Annotated in this window: 15 protein-coding genes, 1 other RNA gene and 1 pseudogene; 7 read left to right on the plus strand and 10 right to left on the minus strand. The window is 43.4% G+C overall.

Annotated elements, in window-relative coordinates; genetic code table 11:
- The first annotated feature begins 26 nt into the window (after nucleotides 1–26).
- Both VB073_RS12730 and VB073_RS12735 read left to right on the plus strand, forming a co-directional pair.
- The gene (locus VB073_RS12730; RefSeq protein ID WP_323404564.1) at nucleotides 27–440 is read left to right on the plus strand and encodes a hypothetical protein; all 414 of its coding nucleotides are present in this window, start codon (nucleotides 27–29) and stop codon (nucleotides 438–440) included.
- Nucleotides 441–474: 34 nt separating this feature from the next.
- Entirely contained in the window at nucleotides 475–936 is a 462-nt protein-coding gene (locus tag VB073_RS12735; RefSeq protein WP_323404565.1) for a hypothetical protein, read from the plus strand.
- 55 nt (nucleotides 937–991) lie between these two features.
- Here the strand turns inward: VB073_RS12735 and VB073_RS12740 are convergent, their stop codons facing one another.
- Both VB073_RS12740 and VB073_RS12745 read right to left on the minus strand, forming a co-directional pair.
- Nucleotides 992–3,649: a hypothetical protein gene (locus VB073_RS12740; RefSeq protein WP_323404566.1), complete on the minus strand. Its 2,658-nt coding sequence runs from the start codon at nucleotides 3,647–3,649 to the stop codon at nucleotides 992–994.
- Nucleotides 3,650–3,665: 16 nt separating this feature from the next.
- Complete coding sequence (locus VB073_RS12745; RefSeq protein ID WP_323404567.1) at nucleotides 3,666–4,598, minus strand: GLPGLI family protein; 933 nt, start codon at nucleotides 4,596–4,598, stop codon at nucleotides 3,666–3,668.
- A gap of 377 nt (nucleotides 4,599–4,975) precedes the next feature.
- Between VB073_RS12745 and VB073_RS12750 the strand changes: the two genes are divergently transcribed.
- Complete coding sequence (locus tag VB073_RS12750; RefSeq protein WP_323404568.1) at nucleotides 4,976–6,022, plus strand: linear amide C-N hydrolase; 1,047 nt, start codon at nucleotides 4,976–4,978, stop codon at nucleotides 6,020–6,022.
- A gap of 54 nt (nucleotides 6,023–6,076) precedes the next feature.
- Here the strand turns inward: VB073_RS12750 and VB073_RS17495 are convergent.
- The 4 genes and pseudogenes from VB073_RS17495 to VB073_RS12765 form a co-directional block, all read right to left on the minus strand.
- Nucleotides 6,077–6,190, minus strand: a pseudogene (locus tag VB073_RS17495) (DNA-binding protein); the annotation flags it as partial.
- A gap of 249 nt (nucleotides 6,191–6,439) precedes the next feature.
- The gene (locus VB073_RS12755) at nucleotides 6,440–6,787 is read right to left on the minus strand and encodes an Arm DNA-binding domain-containing protein (protein WP_323404569.1); all 348 of its coding nucleotides are present in this window, start codon (nucleotides 6,785–6,787) and stop codon (nucleotides 6,440–6,442) included.
- Between the two features lie 251 nt (nucleotides 6,788–7,038).
- Nucleotides 7,039–7,438: a transfer-messenger RNA gene (gene ssrA / locus VB073_RS12760) on the minus strand.
- A gap of 235 nt (nucleotides 7,439–7,673) precedes the next feature.
- Nucleotides 7,674–8,960 (minus strand): DUF3472 domain-containing protein, encoded by a 1,287-nt coding sequence (locus tag VB073_RS12765; protein WP_323404570.1) that lies wholly within the window; start codon nucleotides 8,958–8,960, stop codon nucleotides 7,674–7,676.
- Nucleotides 8,961–9,096: 136 nt separating this feature from the next.
- Here VB073_RS12765 and VB073_RS12770 point away from each other — a divergent pair, with 136 nt between their 5' ends.
- From VB073_RS12770 to pdxB, 3 genes are all read left to right on the plus strand, one after another.
- A complete protein-coding gene (locus tag VB073_RS12770) occupies nucleotides 9,097–9,882 on the plus strand; it encodes a sulfide/dihydroorotate dehydrogenase-like FAD/NAD-binding protein (RefSeq protein WP_323404571.1) in 786 nt (261 codons plus the stop codon).
- Between the two features lie 61 nt (nucleotides 9,883–9,943).
- Nucleotides 9,944–11,413: an NADPH-dependent glutamate synthase gene (gene gltA, locus VB073_RS12775; RefSeq protein WP_323404572.1), complete on the plus strand. Its 1,470-nt coding sequence runs from the start codon at nucleotides 9,944–9,946 to the stop codon at nucleotides 11,411–11,413.
- 29 nt (nucleotides 11,414–11,442) lie between these two features.
- On the plus strand, nucleotides 11,443–12,552 hold the full coding sequence (pdxB, locus tag VB073_RS12780; protein WP_323404573.1) for a 4-phosphoerythronate dehydrogenase PdxB: 1,110 nt from the start codon (nucleotides 11,443–11,445) through the stop codon (nucleotides 12,550–12,552).
- A 105-nt stretch (nucleotides 12,553–12,657) separates the two neighbouring features.
- Here the strand turns inward: pdxB and VB073_RS12785 are convergent, their stop codons facing one another.
- From VB073_RS12785 to VB073_RS12795, 3 genes are all read right to left on the minus strand, one after another.
- Nucleotides 12,658–13,521 (minus strand): sugar phosphate isomerase/epimerase, encoded by an 864-nt coding sequence (locus tag VB073_RS12785; protein ID WP_323404574.1) that lies wholly within the window; start codon nucleotides 13,519–13,521, stop codon nucleotides 12,658–12,660.
- A gap of 70 nt (nucleotides 13,522–13,591) precedes the next feature.
- Nucleotides 13,592–14,470 carry a DUF1080 domain-containing protein gene (locus VB073_RS12790; protein WP_323404575.1) on the minus strand — a complete coding sequence of 293 codons (879 nt, stop codon included), beginning with the start codon at nucleotides 14,468–14,470 and terminating at the stop codon, nucleotides 13,592–13,594.
- 95 nt (nucleotides 14,471–14,565) lie between these two features.
- The gene (locus tag VB073_RS12795) at nucleotides 14,566–16,035 is read right to left on the minus strand and encodes a Gfo/Idh/MocA family protein (protein ID WP_323404576.1); all 1,470 of its coding nucleotides are present in this window, start codon (nucleotides 16,033–16,035) and stop codon (nucleotides 14,566–14,568) included.
- 464 nt (nucleotides 16,036–16,499) lie between these two features.
- On the opposite strand from VB073_RS12795, the gene VB073_RS12800 reads away from it, so the two are divergent.
- Entirely contained in the window at nucleotides 16,500–18,152 is a 1,653-nt protein-coding gene (locus VB073_RS12800; protein ID WP_323404577.1) for an AMP-binding protein, read from the plus strand.
- A 102-nt stretch (nucleotides 18,153–18,254) separates the two neighbouring features.
- Here the strand turns inward: VB073_RS12800 and carB are convergent, their stop codons facing one another.
- Nucleotides 18,255–21,467: a carbamoyl-phosphate synthase (glutamine-hydrolyzing) large subunit gene (gene carB, locus VB073_RS12805; RefSeq protein ID WP_323404578.1), complete on the minus strand. Its 3,213-nt coding sequence runs from the start codon at nucleotides 21,465–21,467 to the stop codon at nucleotides 18,255–18,257.
- Between the last annotated feature and the right edge of the window lie 74 nt (nucleotides 21,468–21,541).

The raw sequence follows: 21,541 nt of genomic DNA on the forward strand, positions 1-21,541 counted from the left end.
AACAGAGCAGCGCAAAAGTAAAAGGTATGGAGACAAAAATTAACAAATTAGAAGAAATAGATAAGACTACAAATCCTTTTAAAGTTCCCGAAAATTATTTCGCGCAATTGAATGAAGAAATAATGAATCGCTTACCGGAAAAGGAAATAGTAACTCCCCAACCGGTCTCTATGTGGGACAAGATGAAACCCTGGGTTTATCTGGCTGCTATGTTTATCGGACTCTACTTCACCGTCAACTATCTGAAGAAGTCTCCCGGAAGTGGTAATCCTACTGAAAATCAAATGATTTCTCAACAAATGTTATCAAGTTCATCGGTGAGTACGGAAAACTACTGGTCTACTGTACAGATAACCGAAGAAGAATTCTATCAGTATCTCGAAGAGCAGTTGATTGACGACAGTTACTTTGATATGTATCATCAATATTATTTAAACTGAAAGTATCATACATCATTAAAAAACAAATTTTGTAATGAGAAGAAGTGTTTTTTTGCTTTTATGTGCTTTTATACTACCTGTTAATTTTTTTATTCTCTCTGCCCAGACTCCTCAAAACAGAAAAATGAATATGGCAGATTATGAGAAAAGGAAAAAAGAATATGTAACGAAAGAGGCGGGACTCACGCAGGAAGAGGCGACCAAATATTTCCCTTTGAGTAATGAACTGACACAAAAGAAATTTAATCTGCATAAGAGTCATCGGGATAAGATCGAGAAAATCAAAGAGAACAGCAATATTTCCGAAAAGGAATACAAAAAAATGCTGGAAGACGATGTGGAAATAAAACTCAAAGAGGCTGCCCTTGACAAGGAATATTCCGCTAAATTTGAAAAAGTGCTCTCTCCTGAGAAACTGTATAAAGCCCAGCAAGCCGAAAGAGATTTTATTCAACGGGAAGTGACGAATTTCAGAAAAACTACAAATCAAAAGTAACAATTACGTTTCCTGTACCCAGCACAGATGCCAACCTGTTGGATTATCTTAAACTTCACTTCAACTTAAACCTCACATTTAGCAGGAGACTTCTCGGACGCAGATTGTACCTGTAATAATAGGTACTTAAATTTGTGTAGGAAGCCGAAATATATTGTTTTACATTAAAAAGGTTATTACACTCCAGTTCCCATTCCGTCTTTCCATTCTTGTAACGCATCCTGGCATCGAGGAAAGTTGTATTGCGATTATTCACCGCACTATTGTAACGGTAGTCCCCGCTCAGGTTGATACCAAAACTTTTCGTCGGATTAACCCAGATACCTGCCGAATGATTCTGGCTGCGGATAGCCGGGAACCTTGTCGGTAATTCCTCTGAGAAACTCCAGCTTTTCGACCATCCGAAACTATAACTCAGATTGATGAATGTGGAAGGTGTGGTATTAATGGAGGCACCCGCATTATAACCTTCCGAACGATAGGTCAGGATTTCATCCTGGATCAATTGGTCCCCCCGGCCTTCGCTGTAACCGCCCGACACATTGAGGGTAGTTTTCCAGAAATCGAAGCCTTTACTGCCACTGAAGTTGAATCCATAATTTTCGGATTGCGTAGGCTGGTCGATGGTTTTCTTCACCTGCATGATGCCATTGTAATCGAAGCCGTAGAGCAGATTGCTCCACGATTTTCCATAGTTGGCGCCCATATTGAAAAAGAGCTGACGGAACGCATCGCGGTATTGCAGCGAGATATTTGCTCCTCCCGAACGCGATTCAAACAGGTGATCAATTGTGTTACGGAGCAGACTGCGGTAGGAATGCATGATGTAACCCGTGTAGGCATTACCCATGTTTCCATAGTTCTTTTGAAAGTTTCCACCCATGGAGGCAGCAAGTTCGCGTGTAAGGTCGTAGGAAACCTTGAGGGACGGGTTGATAATCCAGCGGTTGTACTGCGTGGATTTGTCCGGTATCCGGTCGTTTATCGCCAGGGTGTGGTTGACGACGGGAATAGCCAGGGTGACTTTTAATCTTCCATTGTTGCTGTAGGTATAATTCTGGTTAATACCCACCTGACAGGTGTTATACCAAAGGTCGTTCTTCAGTGAATCGGCGGCAGTAACAAACAGGCTAGCGGTATCCGTTCCGGTCAATTCGGTATCCAGGCCCTTCAGGTCCACACTACCCCAAATTCCATAATCAATGTTTACATTCCTTACCTTCAACCCGTAGGAAGTCCTGAGCGATGAGGAGAGATTATTCGAAACCACACTTTGCTCCAACGAAGACAGGTTCTTGCTACCGAAATAATTTGCAGGCGTGACCGTCAAGTTGTGGGGGCTATGGTTGTAAGCCACTGAAAAAAAGATTTTGTAGTTCTTTTTCCCGATTTCCTTTATAAAATCCAGGGAGTTGTCTACCGAAAAAGCGGGTTTGGACAAATACTGCGACAGGGTTTCGTTCATATCGCCGACATTGCTCCGGGTAATACCCGTTCCCCGGTCGTTATTCCAGTTTCCCTTTATATTCAATGAATTGTTGAAGAAGTTTTTTTCAGCGTTGGAATTCAGTTTAACCGACATTTCCAGATTGTTGGTCCTGGTAAGGCTTTTGATACTTTCTTCGATCCGCACGGAACTGTCGCCGGGTAGAAACTGTTCGGAAAGAGAATAGCCTTCCTTTTCCACACGGTCGTTATAGTAAATGGCGCTGAGCGTCATTTCCATATCCTTGTCCAGTTTAAACAACTGGTTCGTGGTGATGCTGTTGCTTATATTGTCGATATATCTGTTCTTGCCTACCGGAGGGGTGGAGGGTGCGGCAACGGAGAGCATGCTGACATCTTCCAGGCCTCCTCCATAGCCATGGTCGTAGCCCCTGTGCATGCCGATTTCAGCACTCAAATCCCTTGCGGCGTTATTCCCCTTGTAAGTAGTCATGTTTTGTTTTCTGGAGGCAAAATACATCGCCGCCAATTCCGCATTCCACATGGCCGGTTCATAACCTGCTCCCGCCAGGGCTGTCATGATCAGTTTACCCCTGGCACTCTCCTTCAGTTTGAGGTTGATTGCCGCAGCATCGGAAAAGACCTTGTCTGCCAACACCTTGATCGGTTGGTGATTCTCCATGACCTGGACAGTGGACACATCTTTGGCCTCAATATTTTTGGTGGCGATGCCATAACGGCCCTGCAGGAGGTCCAGGTTCTCGATATAGAATTTGTTGATAGGTTTCTGGTTGTAAGAAATGGTTCCCGACGCATCCACCTTGATGCCCGGCATCTTCTTCAACACATCCTCGATGGTACGGTCATTCTGCCGCGTGTAGGCACTGACCGAATAGCTGAGCGTATCCCCGTTGCGACGGATGGGTGCAGCGGTGACCGTCACCTCTTTCAACTCCATGGCTTTCTCCTCAATGCTGAAATCGACCTGTCCAGGGCGGTTGGGCACGATACGGCTATGCTTCCCCACTGAAACGCCGGAAGCGGTAACCACAAGGGAATCGACTGTTCCCTTGTATGTAAGGCTGTATCTTCCTTCCCCATCGGTTGTTGTAAATCCCGTAATCGCGTTGCTTCCCTTGGCCTGCACGGTAACAGTGACGGTCAATGGCTCTCCCCGCTTATTTTTAACAGTGCCGCTAAGTGTCGTCTGGGTATATGAGAACAAGGGTATAAGCACGGAGAAAATAGAAAGAAACAGCTGTTTCATACTATTACATTTTTATTTATTCCAATTCCAACGGATTATAAGGCGCCTGACGTTCCTCGTAGGATGACGGGTTGCCTGGATCGCTAAAACGAAGAGCAGCTGTTCCAGTCGTGGCCAATGATATATTAAAATAGTCCTCCTGTATCTCCTTTTTATTTTTCCACAATTTTTTCCTGTCCGTTTTCATATACCGTTCAAAAGCCTTGTTCTCTTTAATTGGGAATTTTTGTTTGTGGTGTTCAATCCCGACACATTCAAAGGAATAGAGTTTATCCTTGTCATACGCCTTCAGGATCAGACCGGGCAATCCCCCAAGCTTCCATGGACCATTGCTGACCGGAATATCCATCGAGAACCATGCCGTATATTCCCGGCCCCTGAACTTACATGTCGCCTTCTGGCACAAGTAACCGGCCACAGTCTGCGTTTCGTCGTCCACCTCCCAATCCAGCACAGGAAGGGGTTCCGAATACCGTGCATCGAGTTTTTCCAAACCAAATGGCATACGGGCATATTCCGTCAATTCTTTTTTTGAAAAATCCTTGAAGTATTCCGAATGCAGGTATTCCGACCATCCTTTAAATTTTCCTTTGGGACCAAGCTGAAAGGGTGCCATCTTGTCCCGGACAGTGGGATTTTTTTTCTTCCAGTCCGTTACTAATGAATCACTGTTGTACACATAGTAACTATAGTATCTGGACAGTTGAGGGCCGATCTCCAGGCATTGTAGGTCGTCATACGTTTCCGGATCGCCAATGTCCGTGGCATTCAAGGCGTAAAAAACCTTGATATTCCCGGAATCAACTTCCTTCATAGTCAAATTAATGAAAGAGCGGGGTGCGCTCGGATTGACATAATGTATCTGTGGTTCTTCTGTTAAGTCTTCTTGTGCAAAATTAACTCCAATAGAAAGGGCACAAAATAAAAAGATGAATACTACTTTTTTCATAATGAATTCTATTAATGTTATATATAATTCACATTTTACATTTAACCATTCTTAATGATTGTGCATGATAGCAAAGATAGAGGGTTATTTTATAAATGGACGAAAATTTTGGTGGACAAATGAATGTTCGTAATTCCATTTAAATATATTATTATCAAAATATTAATATATAAATAAGATAAATAGAAGTGGACAAATAATTATGTGACTCAATAAATTGCAAAACGCTACTGCAAATACACTTTTAAGTACAGGCCTTTTTTTTTACTTGATTTATGCGACAAAACCACGTTTTTGACAACTAAACAATATCTATCAGGGATTGTTATTTTATCAGAATCAATTTTATTCACTATAAACCTCAAAATAATATTTTTATGAAGAAATTTAGATTATTTTTATTTCTGGTTTTAGCCGGATTTACCTTAAATACGACTGCCGATGCTTGTACACGAGTGGTATATACAGGCCCGGAAAATACTGTCATCACAGCCCGTTCAATGGACTGGAAGAGTGAGATCGATGCGAATTTATGGGTATTCCCTAAAGGAATACAACGCAGTGGAGAAGTCGGTCCGCTTTCGGTGAAATGGACATCTAAGTACGGGAGCATTATCGCCAGTGCCTGGGATATAGCAACTGCCGACGGAATGAACGAAAAAGGGTTAGTAGCTAATATCTTGTGGTTGGCAGAATCCGAATATCCAAAATTTAATCCTCAGGGAACTAAACAGGGATTGTCTATCTCTTTGTGGGCACAGTATGTACTGGATAACTTTGCATCGGTGGAAGAAGCTGTCAACTATCTCAAAGACGAACCCTTTGTGCTGGTAAGTGATTACATTCCAGACACCGATAAATTTACGACACTTCATCTTTCTATATCGGATGCCCAAGGAGATAATGCTATTTTTGAATATATAAACGGAAAACTGGTGGTTCACCACGATCCCTCTTATGTGGTTATGACCAATTCGCCCGTTTTCGATCAACAATTGGCATTAAATGAATACTGGAAAGGAATACCCGGCACAGTTATGTTACCGGGTACTAACCGTGCGGCCGACCGTTTCGTGCGGGCATGGTATTATATCCACGCGATTCCACAAACCAATGATATACGCACTTCTGTTGCCAGTGTATTCAGTGTTATACGCAATTGCTCCGTGCCTTTTGGTATTTCTTCTGAAACAGAACCGAATATATCTTCCACTCGTTGGAGATCGGTCTCTGACCAGAAGAATCTGGCCTATTTCTTCGAAACAGCACTTACTCCTAATACATTCTGGGTCAGCCTCAAGGATTTCGATCTGAGCGAAAAGGGAAAGGTGATGAAGCTGAGCCTGGATAACTTTGCCACATACAGCGGCAGGGCAAACAGTTCGTTCGTACCGACAACCGCTTTCAAGTTTCTGGGAATTTAAGGCCGATTGATTAACAAGTTTCTTAACCGGGGATCAATTTATTTTTCCAAGCTTCTATATAGGATTTTTCAGCAGAGCTTCAGTATCCGATTCCCGGTATAATATCTTACCAGCTATAAGGATATAAGGTATTATTCCTTGTGAGCGGTAGTCCTGTAAGTCCTGCGGCTGACTTTCAAGATAACGGATTTTGACACGTTCCTGCCTATTTCCAGGTTGTTGTCTTGTATTGAGTAAGTACCTTACGGCATTGGAGAAAAGGGGCGTTACAATCATTGGAACACAAAAATAGTCATTCTTTCTATAGTTGAATTTGATAAAGTTCTCAGTGTGCTTCAATGAGGTCTCATACCGTTAGACAGTCGCTGGGGCCATGTCTTTTTACCCATCAATTTATGACATCGCTCATTATGCTCTCTAAATATATCCAGCAACATGATAAACCGATTTGTCCTTTCTTCCTAAATATTGATTGACAATGTCTTTTGGCGTGATCTTGACCTTATCAAATTCCATTTCGTGATAAATCTGCATGATTCGTATACGGATGGTATCTAATCTAAAATTGAACTCTTGGTCTTCATTACTGTCCCCGATTGAGCGTTCGGCAATTGCATTCCAATTTTCAGGTTCCACCTTAAGGCTAATGGAAGTTTCGCAACGTTGTCCATTTACAGTAACACGTAGGAATACAGATGATTTACCATCTTTAGTAACCCTTGATGCTTTTACGAAAAATAGGATTTTAAACGTTATTCTTTTCATACTTTCTGCACATTTAATCGTTAATTCAAAAGTATGAAATGCGGGTAGAATCAAGGCTAAGCAGGAAATTGCAAAACACTGAAAAATAACATTATAACCCTAAATCGGGGACACTTTTTGCCTTTCAGGAACTGTCTCCGAATTTGTCTCCAAAAGGTGCTTAAAAACGCTATTTTTTGCAGTATACTCAAAAACAAAAAATCCCGTAAACGTCCAATTTACAGGATTTTTATTTATTTAGCTTTTTCTCTTTGTGGAGCTGGAGGGAGTCGAACCCTCGTCCAAACGAGGAAGCAATCTGCTTTCTACATGCTTATCTTCATTTTGGTTGTCGGGAAGGAGCGCGACTGAAGCCACCATACTCCATCCTTATCTTCTTAATTTCGGAAAGGTACCGAAGTCTCACCTATCCTATCTCCGATTTACCTGCACCACCTGATCGGAATGCTTCGAAGCCACAGCTTCCGGGTGATGTCTTGTCCTGACACCTGGGCCAGGATTAAGCGATCGATCTACTATACTTCGATCACGCAGCAAGAGCGTAATTGTTATTGCCAGTTAATTGTTTGACGTTTGAGATTAAAGTGCAAACCGACAACGCACTGCATGCTTACAAACCTCTTCTACCCGCTGTCAAAACCGGTCAACCCCGAGTATCTTTTCCCTTGCGCTCAAGGAAATTAGAGATTACAAAGATAATGATTTTTATTGAAACAAAAAATCTCACCTCAGATTGAGATATTCAAATAAATCATATTCAATTTTTTAAATCCGGAAATACCGGAAATAAGTGTTGAAAAAAGGAAGTTTTGATTCCTTACATCTCAAGTCCTACATCCTAAATCTAAAATCTAAAAGTCTTGAATCTAAAAATCTTGGTTCTTCATTACGGCAGTCTTTCGAAATCTATCTCCGGCGGTTGATTACCAGCTGTCTTCTGGAATCTTGAATGAAATTCGGTAGAGTCGTGAAAGAAGCCGCAGTTTTTCAGGTAAAACCGGTTCGAATGTGAATCGTATCCACCCTGATAATCAATACGGACACCCGTCTTAGCTGTAGCGTCATAAGTGAATGATGCTTCTGTACCGGATATCCATTTACCTGATTTTGTAAGGAACCATTGATTTCCAAAGAAGACCATCCGTGTGAGATATCCTTGTTCGGGACTGAAATTTTCCAGAAACGAATGAGCACGCTTGTAGTAGGTATTGGTCTTCGGGCGAAGGAAGGAGGCGATAAGCCGCCATTGATCCTCTTCGGGAGCGAAAAACCACGAAGTATAGATTGTATTACCTTTATCATCGGGAGTTATACGGGTAAGAAAACGATAACTATACCCTACCTTCCACGGATATCGCAAGAAGCTTTGCCCTCCCGATCCTTCATTTCCAAATTCACCGGTGTACACATCGTTCCCCTTTTTAAGCATTACAATCTTCATGCTGTCGGGGATCTGCTTCGGATCTTGCGTCTCAAACGGGCTCCAGACAGAAAAGAGCACTCTCCGTTCATTTTCGGAATTGCACTGCATCCCGAAATAACCCTCACCAAATCCATTTGCCATATAATAGCTTCCAATAACATCATTATGTAAAGGGACGGTTATCTCATTGTAAAACCATTCAATGGTATCTTCCGGCATAGTATAAGAAAGATGTACCGATGGTCCCCGACGTCCCCAATAGTCGGCAAAGTCATCCACAAAAACCATTTTATCGTCTTCACTTGCAATGGTCAACGATCTGATTTCACCAAAATTATCTCCCGTCTTCGACACTCCCTGCAATGTAATCGCAGTATAACCCGGCCCGACAATATGGAAGGGCTTCAATTCCATATTAAACTCTCCGGCATTCAATTTGATTTTCCGAGTTTGGCTTAACTTGACGCCTTGAGATCCTATACCTACTTTTATCTGTGATTTTCCTTCGGCAAGTAGACCATTAACGGTTACCCGTATCGTCTGTGGTTTGGAAAAGTAGACGAAGGCCTTTATCTCACTCTTCGGATCCGTCCATTTTTCTATACCATTACGACCAATTCTGGCACCATCATGATGAGAAGTAACATAAGCATTACCACTCAACCGTACCTCTTTGCGGGTGACGGTTTGTGCAGACAGGTAGGATGCAAATAAAAGAATGCAAAACAAAAAAGACAATTTGGTATTCATTGGATATACACTTGAAAATTATGATCTTAATAAAAACAAGAAAAAAGAGATCAAGACTCCGACAAAATTACATTAATTCCTTTTACAAACCCTCAAAATAAGCTACTTTTGTACTTCAATTTATGGAACCAACAACATGAACAAAATCGTTTCGAAAGAACAGTTATCCGACAGAGTGGTAAAGTTCGAAGTGGAAGCCCCGCTAATTGCCAAAAGCCGCAGAGCAGGACATTTCGTGATCGTACGTGTAGGAAAAAAAGGAGAACGTGTACCTTATACTATTGCCGATGCGGATGTAAAAAAAGGAACCATCACATTGGTCATACAAAAGGTCGGAAGATCATCCCAGAAAGTATGTGAACTGAATGCAGGTGATTACATTACCGATATGGTAGGACCTCTCGGGAAAGCCACCCATATCGAGAATTTCGGAACGATTGTCTGTGCAGGTGGAGGTGTAGGTATTGCACCGATGCTTCCTATCATGAAGGCGATGAAAGAAGCGGGAAACAGGGTAGTTTCCGTACTTGCAGCCAGAACGAAAGACCTGATTATCCTCGAGGATCAGGTACATGAATATTCCGATGAAGTAATCATCATGACCGACGACGGATCTTCGGGTGAGAAAGGATTAATCACTGCCGGCGTGGAGAAAGTAATCCAACGTGAGAAAGTCGATCTGTGTGTGACTATCGGTCCTGCCGTCATGATGAAATTCGTCTCGGAACTGACAAAAAAATATGATGTGCCTACCGTAGCGTCACTCAATACCATTATGGTGGACGGTACGGGGATGTGCGGAGCATGCCGTGTGACCGTAGGGGGACAGACCCGGTTTGTATGTGTGGATGGTCCCGAGTTTAATGCTCATCAGGTAGATTTCGACGAGATGCTGATGCGGCTAAAGGCATATGATAGGTAAAAAGGTGGATAAGAGGGAAGGTGAAAAGTGTATTAATATTTGAAAACAGAACCAATCTTATATGAGTGAATATCTGAAAGCCGAGCGGGCACAGGAGTGGAGAGAAGCGCTCCGCAAGTCGATAAAGACCAAAGATCGTACGTCTATCACCAGGGTGAAGATGCCTGAAGTAAATCCGGTAGTACGTAGTCGTAATTACGACGAAGTTAACCTCGGGTTAACCCGAGAATTGGCGGTCAATGAATCGCACCGCTGTCTCGACTGTGTGGATCCCACCTGCATCACCGGTTGTCCCGTTGAGATCAATATTCCTAAATTCATCAAGAATATCGAACGGGGTGAATTCCTGGAGGCAGCCAAAACACTGAAAGAGACCAGTGCCCTACCCGCTGTCTGTGGCCGTGTATGCCCCCAGGAGCGACAATGTGAAAGCCAGTGTTTCTACACGTTAAAACTAAAGAAAGAACCCGTCGCCATCGGTCATCTGGAACGATTTGCAGCCGATTATGAACGGATGAGCGGCAATATCTCCATACCGGAGACTGCCCCCGCCAACGGTATCAAGATTGCAGTAGTCGGCTCCGGTCCTGCCGGACTGGCCTTCGCAGGTGATATGGTGAAGTTTGGCTATGGTGTCACCGTATTTGAAGCCCTTCACGAGTTGGGTGGCGTACTCCGTTACGGGATACCAGAATTCCGCCTGCCGAATGATATTGTGGATATCGAAATCGATGGACTGAAAAAGATGGGGGTGAAGTTTGAGACCAACTGCATCGTCGGAAAGACCATCTCTCAGGAAGATCTCAAAGAAGCAGGGTTCAAAGGCATTTTCGTGGGAAGCGGTGCAGGATTACCCAATTTCATGAATATCCCCGGAGAGAACTTGATAGGTATCATGTCATGCAATGAATACCTAACCCGTGTGAACCTCATGCAGGCAGCCGATCCGGAAAGTGACACACCTGTTTACAAGGGACAAAAGGTTGCAGTCGTGGGTGGTGGTAATACCGCCATGGATGCCGTCCGTACCGCACGTCGACTCGGGGCAGAGAGAGCGATGATCATCTACCGGCGCTCTGAAGAAGAGATGCCTGCCCGTGTGGAAGAGATCAAACATGCTAAAGAGGAAGGAATCGAATTCTATACACTGCATAACCCTCTCCGTTATGAGGGAGATGAACGGGGCCATGTGCAAAGGATGCTGTTACAACGGATGGGATTGGGTGCACCCGACCAATCCGGCCGTCGTCGCCCCATAGCGATCGAAGGGGATACCGTCTGGCTGGAAGTGGACGAGGTGATCGTAAGTGTGGGGGTCTCTCCTAACCCGTTGATTCCACAAACGTTCAGCGGAATGGAAATCACCTCATGGGGCACTCTCGTAGTCAACAGCGATACCATGCAGACTGCCGATGAAATGATCTTTGCAGGCGGTGACATCGTGCGTGGCGGGGCAACCGTCATTCTTGCGATGGGTGACGGGAGAAAAGCTGCGAAGGCGATGGATCAATATATCAATGTGCTAATGTGAAAAATGTGCCAATGAAAAATTAATTTTTTATGAAAATACTTGCAGATGCACATATACCCTATCTGAGGGGGGTTGCCGAACAGTTTGGTGAAGTGGAATACCTTCCCGGAAATCAGTTTACCCGTGATACCATTATGGAAAAGGATACGCTTATCGTACGTACGGTCACCCACTTCGGTGCAGAGATTCTTTCCGGAACGAAAGTGAAACTGATTTGTTCCGCCACTATAGGATTCGATCATATTGATACGGCATGGTGTGATTCGCACGGAATAGCCTGGCGTACCGCACCCGGCTGTAATGCTTCATCTGTGGAACAGTATGTAACAGCTTCCCTGTTCCATCTGGCCGACAAGTATCATTTTGATCTGAAAGATAAGACCATCGGGATAGTAGGAGTAGGAAATGTAGGCAGTAAAGTAGGGGTTGCATGCAAAAAATTAGGCATGCGGGTCCTATTGAATGATCCTCCGAGAGAAGAACGGGAAGGATCTACCCTTTTTACAGATATCAAAACCATCCAGAGGGAAGCCGATATCATTACTTTTCACACACCTTTGACAAAGAGCGGTAAGAACAAAACGCATCACCTGGCAGATAATCATTTTTTGGCAACAGTCGAAAAAAAACCATTTATCATCAATGCTGCCCGAGGGGGCGTCACCGATAATCAGGCACTCAAAAAAGCTATCCATAATGGTAACATTACCGGAGTAGTTATCGATTGTTGGGAGAATGAGCCGGAGATCGACAGGGAATTGCTGGAACTCGCTGATATTGCTACCCCTCATATTGCAGGCTATAGTGCCGACGGCAAATGGACAGCCACTAAAATGAGTCTCGAAAATCTAAATAAATTCTTTAACCTGGAAATAGAAAATATTAATTATCAGGAAATATCTTCTCCATCAAATCCCATTATTAATTTACAGGGAGTCGCTCCCGGACAACAACTTCAACAAGCCGTTTGGTATACCTATAATCCGGCAGTTGAAACAGCCGCGTTAAAATCGTCTCCCGAAAAATTCTATTGGTTCCGTTCCAATTATCCATTGCGAAGAGAGTATCCGGCTTACCAAATCATTCATGCAGATGCCACAGTTTTGAACACTTTACTTAGTTTGGGATTTAGGGAATAAAAAAAAACTAAAAAACTAATTATAAAAACAAATTTATAAGCACAAAAAACCCGGAACAAAACTTGTCCGGGTTTATATTTTCAATCCGTATAAACGGAAGAGAGGTTATTTTGAATAAACTGCTTTTACGTAGTCAGCTTCATTCAAAAAGTCATAACTTTCCTTTACACCTTCAAAAGGAGTTCCGGTATATCTTTCTACTTCCACGATCATATATTTGGCTCCGGCAGTCTTGGCATTGTTATAAATGCTTTCGAAGTCGACCTTACCGCTCTTGCCCAATTCCAGTTCGTCTTTGATATGAAGCAGTTCGAAACGACCGGGGTAATTATTGAAATAATCCACGGGATTCTTACCTCCTTCACCAACCCAGTATACGTCCATCTGGAAGAATACTTTGGAAGGATCGGTATTTTTAAGCATATAGTCGTACATCAACTCGCCTTCAATTTCTTTGAATTCGAAATTGTGGTTGTGGTAACCGAACTTAATTCCAGCAGCATTACACTTCTCACCGATTTGGTTGTAATAATCGCAATAGGTCTTCAGATCTGCCAATGTTTTGGGTGTAGGCATCCAGGGAGTAACAATATATTTCATCCCTGCTTCTTTATGCGCCTTAATAGCGGTATCCCACCATGCCCAGATCTCATCCCAGTTGGTTGCAGCCACACTGTCGGCCAAAGGTCTTGCTGTATGAGAAGAGAGAACTACCATTCCGGCATCTTCAATCGATTTTTTGAAATCGGCCGGAGACATTCCATAGAACTTTCCGTTATTATAATCGGCTGCTTCCACTCCGGTGTAACCCATCTCTGCCACTTTGGCGATTGTACCGGCATAATCTGCCTTAATATCGTCACGTACGGAATAAAGCTGGAGATAAATCTCCTTCTTCTGGTTACAAGCCGGCAAAATAAACAGCCCGGTCAGAAGGATTGCTATTGATAAAATTGAACGTTTTCTCATTCTGTTCTCTGTTTAAAGAAAAGAATATTCCACCCTTTCGGCAGAAATATTCTTTTCAATTGTTTTGATATTAATCTAATACTTTGACTCGTATATTCCTGAACCAAACATCATCGCCATGATCCTGTAATCCAATGTAACCTTCACGGTTAGGGCCACCGCAGTTATTCAGCAATTCGAATGCCAAAGGCCATTTCTCCTGGCTGAATTTGCTTGCCTGAAGCATGTCTGTCCATTGTTGCGTCCACAAATGATATTCAACTACGTTTTCACCGTTTTGTCCATGGATAACCGTTCCTTTATACACCATGATCTTCGCAGTGTTCCATTCGCCAAAAGGTTTGGAATTCTGGGGAACGGCAGGAATCATGTCATACAACGATGCAGATTGACGATTATTGTCCTTACCCAATTTAGCATCGGGGTGATTTTCGTTGTCAAGCACCTGATACTCCGGAGCGGAAATATAGATGGGTTCTAATCTTTCGTTTCCATCTTTATCGGTGGAAGTAATTTCTTGTGCTAAATAGAAAATACCAGAGTTAGCTCCTTTGGCAACTTTCCATTCGAGTGACAATTCAAAATTTTTGAATTTGTGTGCGAAGATAATATCTCCACCGTCACCATCCTGAGCTTCACCACCACCCGATCCGTTGAATTTGATCGCGCCATCTTCGATGGTCCATTTTCCAGGTACATGGTCTTTACCATATCCGCGCCAACCATTGAATGTTTTTCCATCAAAAATAACAATATAACCGTCTTTATCAACTGGCAAGGTCAAGTTATCAGACTCTTCACCTTTCAATTGGGAAGAATAACCAATAGTAACTTCTGACGTTGCGGCATCTTCCTTAGAAGCTTGGTCATTCTTTTTTGCTCCGCCGCCACAGGCCATAAATACACTTGCAAGCATACAAAAACTTAATGCGTAAACTAATTTCCTCATAACTATTTTTCTTTAATTAAACTGATAATTAACTTCTATTGAAATCAGGGAATAGCAACAGAAAATCCGTCACTATTCCCTTCAGTACTGTTCAATTAAGGCATATCGGGCAGTTTCCAGCCATTTTTATAAGTATGCTTGATCATTTCATTTGCATACTCAATAGCATTTACAGGATCACTCCATACTTTGTCGAATGTGGGGTGACCATCAGTGATCTTGAAACCATCTTCAACAATAGTTCTGATAGTAGCATCCGACGGGATATTAGTGAACTTCATGTTTTGACCATCCCAATGCAATTCCTGATTCAACGACTGCAGTCTCACCGCAAGTACACCCATTACCACCATTTCGTTGAAAGGACCTGCTTCCGAGAAGGGAGAGGCTGTTTCAACACGATTTTTAGGAGATTCCTTACATGCGCGCACCCAATCCATTTCGTGAGAGAGGGTCACTTCACGCTGGGTTTTCGGAGAGTTGGGTTTACGACCGGATACCAACCACGGATTTACACCATAGCATCCACAGATAAGGGTATCTTTGGTTCCATAGAAAATCACGCCGCCACCATTGTCATTCAGGTTCTTACCGGCAGGAACACCTTCGGGACGCATCGGAGTCAAACCTCCGTCATACCAGGTTACTTCTACTTCAGGCATACCCACTTTCGGCAGTTTCTCGCGTTGCGGGAATACATATTTCACCATCTGAGCGTTAGGAGCACAGTCGGTAAGCAACATGGTGGACGATCCCTGTACTTTGGTAGGATAACCCAGGTTCAACCCCTTGAATACCGGGTGAAGGATATGACAAGCCATATCACCTAATGCACCCGTACCGAAATCCCACCATCCGCGCCAATTCCATGGATGATAAATTTCATTGAACGGACGTTTATTGGCCGGCCCGATGAAGAGATCCCAATTCAATGTAGAAGGAACTGCATGTTCTTCTTTGGGTGTCATTAATCCTTGTGGCCAGATAGGTCTGTCGGTAAATGCTTCCACTCTGGTTACTTCACCAATCTGTCCGTCTCTGATCCAGTCGATTACCTGACGTACACCGGCACCGGAAGAACCCTGGTTACCCATGCTGGTTGCCACTTTGTGCTTGGCAGCAAGTTTTGTCAACAGACGTGATTCGTACACACTGTGCGTGAGCGGTTTCTGAACATAGACGTGTTTTCCCATCGTCATAGCGTCGGCGGCAATAATCGCATGTGTATGGTCGGCAGTTGCTACCACTACACCATCAATGCTCTTGCCCAACTCATCATACATCTTTCTATAGTCGTAATACTTCTTCGCGTTGGGATAGTTATCGAATACCCGCTTGCTGTATTTCCAGTCTACATCACAAAGCCCGATGATATTCTCACTTTTAAGCTGGTTCAGGTTAGCATTCCCCATCCCTCCAACGCCAACACCTACGATGTTGAGTTTGTCACTCGGAGCCTTGTAACCCATACTTTTTCCCAGTACCGAAGAAGGTACAACTGTTAGACCGGCAACTGCCATAGCTCCGGTTCCTAAAAATTTTCTTCTTGAAATTTTTGATGACATAAGTACTTTTTTTTGATTAAACTTTACGTTTTTGATATTTATTCTCTGGTTATCTCTTTTTATCTCTTTGTTCCAATACGCATTACTCTTCCCTCCTGATAGTCCCATTCAATCCGGAGATAATCGCGTCAAAGAACTGAACGTATTCCGGAAACAATAAAGGTGTGTGCGAACTCGTAATAGAAACAACACTTACCGGTTGTAATCTGCTATATTGTATCGATTGCATCTCTTATTTGACTATAAAGAAAGATTCTCACCCCAATCCAATCAAAGGTGAAGAATGCATCCGTAAAAGTAGAACAAATATTTTTGAAAATGAAATTTTATTACAGATATTGAGCAAAATTAGATATTTTATAGGCAAGAAAAGAAAAAAAACGATATTTGTAACAAACGTAAACAAACAAATAGCTTTTCCGATTGTTTTTACAATGATTATCGGATGCTAAATTATTAAATAAATGAATCAAAACACTTTTTTAGGCCTTATTGAGCAGAGTATACGGAATCATTGGGAGATGCCGGCCATGACAGACTTCCAGGGTACAACTTTCCATTACAAAGATTTTGCGTATGAAATAGACCGGTTACACGACTATTTTAAAACTGCCAACATTCAACGGGGAGATAAAATATCGATATGTGGTAAAAATTCCGCCCGATGGGCAATTTCTTTTTTTGCCACTCTCTCCTATGGAGCTGTGGTAGTTAGTATCCTACATGAATTCGACAAAGCCAGTATACAGTTCATCGTGGATCATTCCGACTCAAAAATGCTTTTTATCGATGAAAATATCTGGAACGAGATTGATGAAAACAGTATATCCAAAGTAGAGAATGCTTTTTCCCTTGACAACTTTTCACTGTTGAAATCAGTATCAGACCAAATGAAACAGTTTGATGCCAACGCACCTTCCCATTTCGATAAAAAATATGAGAAAGGTTTTTTTGTAAACGATATTGTTTTCCGTACCGACAAACCGGATGAGCTGGCTGTAATCAACTACACTTCAGGGACTACAAGCAGCCCGAAAGGGGTAATGCTTCCTTACAGAAGTCTTTGGTCAAATACCCGGTTTGCCATCGATAACCTGCCGTTTATAAAGTCAGGCGATAAAATCGTAAGCATGCTACCGATGGCACATTCTTATGGCCTTGCATTCGAGATACTCAACACCATATCTCTGGGTTGTCATATTCACTTTCTGGGAAAAACTCCTTCACCCCAGGTATTACTTGAGATGTTTTCAAAAGTAAAACCCAAATTAGTGTTGGCCGTCCCCCTTATCATAGAAAAGATCGTCAACCGGAGCGTGCTACCGAAGTTACAGCAGGGAGCGGCAAAAACTCTTGTCAAAATTCCCCTGCTAAGCAGTGTCATATATGGTAAGGTCAGGACTTCCATGATTGAATTCTTCGGTGGAGAGCTGGTGGAAGTGGTTATTGGTGGAGCGGCACTGAATCCGGATGTGGAGAAGTTTTTAAGGAAAATCAAATTCCCCTATACCGTGGGGTATGGTATGACCGAATGTGGTCCGCTTATCTCCTACGCCTATTGGACCAGGTACAAAGAGCGTTCCAGTGGGAAGACCGTAGACAGGATGGAAGTAAAGATTGATTCCGAAGATCCGCAAAATATTGTCGGAGAGATTCTCACCCGGGGCAGTAACCTGATGCTGGGTTATTATAAGAATGAAGAGGCCACCAAACAAACATTCACCGAGGATGGCTGGCTGAAGACCGGGGATCTGGGCACTATAGACACTGACGGTTTCATCTTTATCAGGGGAAGAAATAAGAATATGATATTGGGAGCTTCCGGACAGAATATTTATCCCGAGGAAATTGAAGAAAAAATCAACAGTTCACCATTTGTGAGTGAATCGCTGGCTATCAGCGAAAATGGCAAGATCATCATCCTGATTGTTCCCGATAAAGATGTCTTGAAGGAAAACGGATTGGGAGATCAGGATATGAACACCCTATTCCAGGATGTGATCGCAAAGGTGAATACCCAACTCCCCTCCTACAGCAGGATTACTTCTTTCCGGCTGCAGGAAGAGGAGTTTGAGAAAACACCCAAGCGAAGTATACGACGGTTTAAATATATTTAGAGCCTTCCAGAACCAAGATTTGCTAAACGAAGATTTTTAGACTAAGGATTTCAATCTGTAATCCAACTATCTATCAGTCTGACAATCTGTCCTGATTCTATATTAATACTCATTCCAGCTTCTGATCTCTATATCCTCCTGATCCATATTACAAAAGGCGGTGATAAAGGCGCTGGCAAGGCGGGCATTGGTAATCAGCGGAATATTGAAATCGACGGCGCCACGACGGATAATATACCCGTTTGTGAGTTCCCGCTTTGTGACGTTTTTGGGGATATTGATAATCAGGTCGAATCGCTTGTCTATGATCATCTGACGGATATTATTTCCTCCATCTTCATCCGGCCAATTCACATCAGTTGCCTTGACACCATTCTCTTCCAGGAACTTCTGCGTACCGTGGCTTGCATAGAGGTCGTACCCTTTTTCGTCCAACAATTTGCAAGCTTCCAGCAGGTCGACTTTCGATTTCACCTCTCCCGAAGAGATGAGAATCCCTTTCTGAGGTACTTTATATCCTACAGAGAGCATCGACTTGAGAATAGCATCAGAGAAGTCTTCTCCGATACATCCCACTTCCCCTGTGGAAGACATATCCACACCCAATACCGGGTCGGTATTCTGCAGGCGGGAGAAAGAGAACTGGGATGCCTTCACTCCGATATATTCCAGGTCGAACACCGAACTGTCGGGTTTACTGAATGGTGCCCCCAACATGATACGGGTCGCCGTGTCTATAAGGTTATGTTTCAACACTTTCGAAACAAAAGGGAAAGAACGTGATGCCCGCAGGTTACATTCAATTACCTTGATTTCGTTATTCTTAGCAAGATACTGGATATTAAATGGTCCGCTGATATTCAATTCTTTCGCGATCCGTTTCGATATTTTCTTCACGCGTCGCATGGTCTCAAAATAAAGTTTTTGTGCGGGGAAGACCAGAGTAGCATCTCCGGAATGGACACCAGCAAACTCCACATGTTCCGAAATAGCATACTCCATCACTTCTCCTTCGCGTGCAACGGCATCGAACTCAATTTCTTTGGCATTCTGCAGGAAAGAGGATACCACCACAGGATACTCTTTCGACACATTGGCAGCCATCTTTAGAAAAGCATGCATCTGTTCCTTATCGTAGCAGACATTCATGGCAGCTCCCGAAAGGACGTAAGAAGGACGTATCAATACGGGGAAACCGACCTCATCAATAAATGCATCGATCTCCTCGAAACTGGTCATCTCTTTCCAGCGGGGCTGGTCTATACCCAGTTCATCAAGCATGGCTGAGAACTTATGACGATTTTCCGCCCGGTCGATCGATAAGGGAGAAGTACCCAGGATAGTAACATTCTGGCGGTACAACTTCATAGCGAGATTATTGGGTATCTGTCCTCCTACGGAAACAATTACCCCTTTTGGATTTTCTATATCAATTACGTCGAGTACACGTTCAAATGATAACTCATCAAAGTAGAGGCGGTCACACATATCGTAATCGGTCGATACCGTCTCCGGGTTATAATTGATCATCACCGACTCGTATCCCAGTTCCCGGGCGGTCTGCACTGCATTGACCGAACACCAGTCGAATTCCACCGAAGAACCGATACGGTATGCGCCGGATCCCAGCACGATAACGGATTCTTTTTCACTTTTGCGGGGTGTGAATGCCTTGTCGGAATCGTAAGTGAAATATAAATAATTGGCTTTATCGGGATCTTCTGATGCCACGGTATTGATTCGCCGTACTATAGGTGTTACTTTCAACGCTTTCCTTCTGTTGCGTACCCTGATCAGGTCATCTTCCAACGTGCCATGCGGATTTTCTACAAACCGGGCAATCTGGAAATCGGAGAAGCCAAGGCGTTTTGCTTTACGAAGCACATCCTCCGGAAGATCCTCAATCTTGTTATAAGCCTCAAGTATCTTTGAATAGTTATATATATTCTCCAACCGCTCCAGGAACCAGTGATCGATTTTGGTCAGTTCCTCTATCTGTTGTACGGAATATCCTTTTTCAAAAGCATCGGCAATAGCAAAGATACGCATATCGGTCGGCTTTGAGAGCGCCTCTTCCACATTGTCGAACGTCATCTCCCGGTTACCAACGAAACCGTGCATCCCCTGCCCTATCATACGCAACCCTTTCTGGATGATCTCTTCGAAAGACTGACCGATGGACATGATCTCACCGACCGATTTCATGGAGGAGCCAATCTCGTGGCTTACACCGTAGAACTTATTAAGATCCCACCGTGGGATTTTCACGATCATATAATCCACTTTAGGTGCTACATAAGCAGAATTGAGCGTACCCATCTCTCCTATCTGATCGAGACTATATCCTAAAGCCAACTTTGCCGCCACAAAAGCCAGGGGATATCCCGATGCCTTGGAGGCAAGCGCCGAGGAACGGCTCAGACGGGCATTGATCTCAATGATACGGTAGTCGTTGGTCTCCACATTGAAGGCGTATTGTATATTACATTCGCCTACAATGCCGATATGGCGTACCACACGCTGTGCGATATCTTCGAGCATACCGATCTGCTCTTTGCTGAGCGTAATGATGGGGGCCACCACGATACTCTCACCGGTATGGATACCCAGCGGATCGAAATTTTCCATCGGCACGACAGTGAAGCAATGGTCATTCTTGTCGCGGATCACTTCAAACTCAATCTCTTTCCATCCTTTCAGGCTCTCTTCAACTAAAATCTGATTAGAAAAAGAGAGGGCGCTTTTACATAATTCTATAAACTCACCCTCATTCGCACAGATACCCGAACCTTGTCCCCCTAACGCATACGCCGAACGTACCATAATGGGGAAGCCAATTTCATATGCCGCCGCCAATGCATCTTCAAGGCTTTCAACCGCCCGTGATGCCGGTGTTTTGGCATCAATCTCATCCAATTTCTTCACGAACAAATCCCGGTCCTCCGTGATCATAATCGCTTCCACAGAGGTACCCAGTACCTTAACACCATATTTATTCAGTATACCGCTTTGATATAACTCAGTACCGCAGTTTAGCGCCGTCTGTCCCCCGAAAGCTAGCAGGATACCATCAGGCTGTTCCTTTTGGATCACCTTTTCCACGAAATAGGGGGTGATAGGGAGGAAATAAACACTGTCGGCCACTCCTTCCGATGTCTGGATCGTAGCGATATTAGGATTGATCAACACTGTCTCTATTCCCTCTTCACGCATCGCTTTCAATGCCTGTGAACCGGAATAATCAAACTCTCCTGCTTGTCCGATCTTCAGGGCGCCGGAACCCAATAAAATTACTTTCTTAATCGACCTGTCCATTATATTGATTTACTGATTTGTTGATTGAATGATTTGTTGATTTGTTGATTGAATGGATTTGCAAATTTAATCAA

The sequence above is a fragment of the Proteiniphilum sp. genome, from assembly GCF_034927365.1.
Lineage (GTDB): Bacteria > Bacteroidota > Bacteroidia > Bacteroidales > Dysgonomonadaceae > Proteiniphilum.

What these genes read in the sequence shown, in the direction of transcription:
- gltA (WP_323404572.1), top strand. Translation starts at nt 9,944, where the DNA reads ATGAGTGAATATCTGAAAGCCGAGCGGGCACAGGAGTGGAGAGAAGCG.
- VB073_RS12755 (WP_323404569.1), bottom strand. Translation starts at nt 6,787, where the DNA reads ATGAAAAGAATAACGTTTAAAATCCTATTTTTCGTAAAAGCATCAAGG.
- VB073_RS12745 (WP_323404567.1), bottom strand. Translation starts at nt 4,598, where the DNA reads ATGAAAAAAGTAGTATTCATCTTTTTATTTTGTGCCCTTTCTATTGGA.
- VB073_RS12770 (WP_323404571.1), top strand. Translation starts at nt 9,097, where the DNA reads ATGAACAAAATCGTTTCGAAAGAACAGTTATCCGACAGAGTGGTAAAG.
- VB073_RS12750 (WP_323404568.1), top strand. Translation starts at nt 4,976, where the DNA reads ATGAAGAAATTTAGATTATTTTTATTTCTGGTTTTAGCCGGATTTACC.
- VB073_RS12730 (WP_323404564.1), top strand. Translation starts at nt 27, where the DNA reads ATGGAGACAAAAATTAACAAATTAGAAGAAATAGATAAGACTACAAAT.
- VB073_RS12765 (WP_323404570.1), bottom strand. Translation starts at nt 8,960, where the DNA reads ATGAATACCAAATTGTCTTTTTTGTTTTGCATTCTTTTATTTGCATCC.
- VB073_RS12800 (WP_323404577.1), top strand. Translation starts at nt 16,500, where the DNA reads ATGAATCAAAACACTTTTTTAGGCCTTATTGAGCAGAGTATACGGAAT.
- VB073_RS12785 (WP_323404574.1), bottom strand. Translation starts at nt 13,521, where the DNA reads ATGAGAAAACGTTCAATTTTATCAATAGCAATCCTTCTGACCGGGCTG.
- VB073_RS12790 (WP_323404575.1), bottom strand. Translation starts at nt 14,470, where the DNA reads ATGAGGAAATTAGTTTACGCATTAAGTTTTTGTATGCTTGCAAGTGTA.
- VB073_RS12740 (WP_323404566.1), bottom strand. Translation starts at nt 3,649, where the DNA reads ATGAAACAGCTGTTTCTTTCTATTTTCTCCGTGCTTATACCCTTGTTC.
- VB073_RS12795 (WP_323404576.1), bottom strand. Translation starts at nt 16,035, where the DNA reads ATGTCATCAAAAATTTCAAGAAGAAAATTTTTAGGAACCGGAGCTATG.
- carB (WP_323404578.1), bottom strand. Translation starts at nt 21,467, where the DNA reads ATGGACAGGTCGATTAAGAAAGTAATTTTATTGGGTTCCGGCGCCCTG.
- pdxB (WP_323404573.1), top strand. Translation starts at nt 11,443, where the DNA reads ATGAAAATACTTGCAGATGCACATATACCCTATCTGAGGGGGGTTGCC.
- VB073_RS12735 (WP_323404565.1), top strand. Translation starts at nt 475, where the DNA reads ATGAGAAGAAGTGTTTTTTTGCTTTTATGTGCTTTTATACTACCTGTT.